We start from the raw sequence: 3922 nt of genomic DNA, 5'->3' as shown, positions 1-3922 counted from the left end.
CTCATACGCTACACCAGCGGTCCAGGCGATTTCGCGCGCCTCGGCGACCGCAGTGATGGCGAGGTCATCGTTCTGGTGATTTTGCGGTAGCGACATGACCAGCGGGCCATGACCGCGCTGCTTGTAGTCAGCAACAAAAGCGCGAATGCGCTCGCGTTCCTCAAGCCGCAAATGCGAGTCCAGCGGATTGAGCCGGACTTCGAGATATTCTGTCGTCTCGGCAACCTTGATTTCGTTGCGGTCAAGCTGGGTGCCATAGAGATAGCTCTCGGGCACGGGGCCGTATTTGCCTGTCGACGAGCAGCCCGCAAGCGCGAGTGCGGACACCAGGGCGATGGAGACGGAAAAAACTTTCAGTGTACGCATGATAGCCTCTTACTCCTCGATGAATCCGACTGGAGCGTTGTAATTGTCCTGCGACAGGCCCTCGCCATTCTTTCCGTAGACGGCGTTTAGCTTGCCGAAGAAAATGGTCTGTGGGTCCGAGGCATTGGCGTAGCCGTCCGCCGGCGTGCGCAGCTTGCCCTTGCTTGTCGGGTCGACGAGGTAAGGCGTGATGATCACAACCAGTTCGGTTTCCTCGTTGAGGAAGTCGCGCGACTGGAAGAGCGCCCCGAGAATGGGGAGTTTCTTGATGCCCGGAAGCTGGTCGATCGCCTGGCGCGAGCGGCTCTGGATCAGGCCTGCAAGCATCATCGACCCGCCACTCGGAAGCTCGACCGTGCTCTCTGCCCGGCGAACCGTCAGGGCCGGGATGGTTAGCGTCTGAGCGGTGATTACATTGCCCTGATCGTCGACGCCGGCCACGGACTGGCCCTGGAAAGCGCCCTGATTGGTGAGCTCTGACACTTCGGTCGAAACCTTGAGGGAAATGCGCCCTTCGGACAGCACGACTGGCGTAAAGCCAAGACCGACACCATAGGGTTTGAACTCGATCGTGATCCGTCCATTATTATCCTGGCCGACGGGCACGGGGAATTCGCCGCCTGCGAGGAATTTCGCGCTTTCGCCGGAAATCGCGGAGATATTGGGTTCGGCCAGTGTCCGCACAATGCCAACCCGCTCGAGCGCATCGATCGCGGCGCCGGCGGAGGACTGGAACTTGTCCCCGACATAGTTGGTGTAGCCTACGCTGGTTGACAGGCCGCCAAGCGAACTACCGGCGACATTGAAACTATTCGCGCTGCTCGCACTGAAATTCTTTGAGAATGGAAGACCCGGCGCAAGCGTGGTTGTGCCTGAGTCAACGAGGTTGCCCGATCCGTCCGGCGTAAACAGCTGTTGCTCGACAAGGTTGGCGAGGTCACCAAAATTAGTCGCCCCAGACAGGTTGATACCCAGCTGTTTGACGATGCTGCGCTGCATCTCGACGATGCGCACTTCCAGCATGACCTGGTCCTTGGCGCTGACCGACAACATGTTCACCGGCTCGAAGTCCTCGACCCCGGAATAGGCGCGCACGAGCCGCATGACCTGGTCGGACTGGGCAATGCTCTCGACCTCCCCGGTCAGCAGGATGTTGCCGCCGACGCTCTCGGCCTCGACGCGCGCATCAGGCACATGACGTGAAATCAGCTTCTTCAGCGCCGCCATGTCGGCATCGACGATGATTTCGAGGTTGAGCAGCGGATTGCCTTGGCGGTCGAACAGGAAGGCATTGGTCTCGCCAACGCTCACACCGCGGAAAATGAGCCGCTGGGCCGTCTGGACCACGGCATCAGCAATTTCCGGGCTGGTGATGACAACATCGGCCACCGGGCGGTCAAGCTCGATCACGGTCGACTTGTTGAGCCCCAGCTTGATCGTTTGTGAGACATTGGTATCGCCCGGCTCCATCACCGAAACACCCATCAGATTCTGGGCGTGCGCCGTTAGCGGCGCAGCAAACAGGCAGATAGCTGCCAATGCCTTGTGCATGCGACTGACGCCTCTCATCAGCTTCTCCCGCTCATCGAGCCATTCTTGTAAACCTTGACCCCGCCGCCAGCGCCGGAATCCCCGTCGAGCAGGTCCGTGCGGGCCGTCGCTGTACCTTCATTCTCATCGGCGTCGGCAACGCTGCGCAGGGCGAGCGAAATCGAGCCGAGGCGCGAGGAATGGGCGAGAAGTTCAGCCTGCCGCGGGGCAAGCTCCAGGGTCGCCGTCGAGCCGGTCAGAACCTGGGTGCCATCCATCTCGCCGAAAATCTGGTCGATCGCGAGCACGCGGGCATTTTCAATTACGGTCTCGGTCTGGGTCGACTCATTGACGCCGCGCTCTGTCACGATTTCGACTTCATAAGTAAGGATCACGTCGACGCGGTCATCCGGCAGAATGAAGCCCGCCGATGCCGTTTCAGGTGAGATCTCGACCGAAATGGCGCGCAGGCCCGGCGCCAGCAGCGCGGCCATGAATCCAGTCTCGCCTTTTTTGACAATCTTGGTCGAAGAAATCGGCTCGCCTTCGAGGAGCGCTGTCTTCACGACACTGCCGGAATATTCTTCAACCGCCTCAGGGTTCATCTCCTGGGTGATATAGCCGGTATGCACGGCTTTTTCGGGCCAGTCGGACCATTCAAAATCGTCCGGCGTCAGAAGATTGCCGATCCGCATGTCAGTGCGTGCGACGAGGACCTTGGTCGATGAAACTTCGACCTGTTTCTCGATGATTTGCGGCTCCGCATTGGAGACCTGGGGCGAGGGGGCAGACGCCATGCTGCGGACAAGAAGCGCGGCGCCGATGGCAGCGCCGGCCGCGACCAGCAAAATAATCAAACGTATTGGTGACATCGTCCCGCCCTCTCAACTCATTCTCTCAAGACTTCGAGAATCAATGACCGGACTTTCGCACCCACAGCCTAAGGCATAGTTAACTTCCGAGGGCAGTTGCGAAGTTTATGGAGATCAGTAGCGGAGACATGGGCGCGGCAAAGATCGCACCGCCGGCAATCGCGACTCCATAGGGCACGCCATTGCCGGTCTGCAGCGTTTCGGCAGCAAAGCCTGGCGCAGCGTGGGCCGGCACCAGCTTTCGCCCGAGAATGACAATCAAAGCGAGCCCGCCGCCCAGAACCGCCATGGCTGTCAGGAAAGGCAGCGTCGCTGCAGGCCCGAGCCACAGCATGACGCCTGGGATCATCTTCGCATCGCCGCCTCCAAACACGCCAAACGCAAATAGAAGGACAGAGACAGCGAAGGCGATCGTGCCGGCCAGAAGGTGGGCACCGAAGACATCCCAGCCAGGCGCGGCAATGATCATTGCGGGGAAAAACAGGAAGGCGATGACGAGATTGAGGCCATTCGTGATGGTCAGCGTTTCGACATCCCTGAGCGCTGCATAAATACAAAGACTGAGAAATACGAAAGTGAATACTGCTTCGATCATGACACGCCCCGTCTGACTACCTTCCCTGTCTAGAAAGAAAGTCTGAAGACTTGATTTCCGGATCAATTTTTTGTTGGCCAGAATGAAAGAAGCCGCCGGGCGGACCCGGCGGCTTCAAACTGAATTTCCTTACGAGAAGGAAGTGCGCTTAGCGCGCAGCGATAGCGTCAGAAACGTCGTTGAACGTGTCAGAGGTTTCGCCACCGAGAGCGGTGACAGCACCGATGATCGCAACGGCGATCAGGGCAGCAATCAGGCCATACTCAATCGCGGTCGCACCGGATTCACTGTTGAACCATTTTACAAGCTTTTGCATTGGAGACTCCATCATCATGCGTTAATTACGTTCCGATGTATTCGGATTTATTCCCGGAACAGGGATGGTTCTAACCAAGAGCGCTGAATATCCAGTAAACCGGTACAGAAAATTCCTGAACGCATGCGGATGATTTCTTAACTTTTGCCCACAATCGGCCCTGCAGCGGGAATTTTGGACGATTTTGGCCCTGATTTAATGTCTTTTATTATAGGACCCATCTGATTGCGTGCGCCGTTAGGG

Annotated in this window: 5 protein-coding genes; all 5 read right to left on the bottom strand. The window is 58.1% G+C overall.

Going from position 1 to position 3922, the window contains the following annotated elements:
* A partial coding sequence (locus tag WA989_RS01915; protein WP_424338841.1) for a CpaD family pilus assembly lipoprotein occupies positions 1-366 on the bottom strand: 366 nt, incomplete at its 3' end.
* A 9-nt stretch (positions 367-375) separates the two neighbouring features.
* Entirely contained in the window at positions 376-1935 is a 1560-nt protein-coding gene (locus tag WA989_RS01910) for a type II and III secretion system protein family protein (protein ID WP_424338840.1), read from the bottom strand.
* Positions 1935-2768: a Flp pilus assembly protein CpaB gene (cpaB, locus tag WA989_RS01905; RefSeq protein ID WP_424338839.1), complete on the bottom strand. Its 834-nt coding sequence runs from the start codon at positions 2766-2768 to the stop codon at positions 1935-1937. Before cpaB ends, WA989_RS01910 begins: the two co-directional genes overlap by 1 nt.
* Before the next feature lie 79 nt (positions 2769-2847).
* Entirely contained in the window at positions 2848-3363 is a 516-nt protein-coding gene (locus WA989_RS01900; RefSeq protein WP_424338838.1) for an A24 family peptidase, read from the bottom strand.
* Positions 3364-3511: 148 nt separating this feature from the next.
* Complete coding sequence (locus WA989_RS01895; protein WP_424338837.1) at positions 3512-3679, bottom strand: Flp family type IVb pilin; 168 nt, start codon at positions 3677-3679, stop codon at positions 3512-3514.
* Positions 3680-3922: the final 243 nt, after the last annotated feature.

This window comes from Henriciella sp. (genome assembly GCF_049649345.1).
GTDB lineage: Bacteria > Pseudomonadota > Alphaproteobacteria > Caulobacterales > Hyphomonadaceae > Henriciella.
Note: the sequence above shows the minus strand (reverse complement) of the source record. Positions and strands in the feature narration are given on the sequence as shown.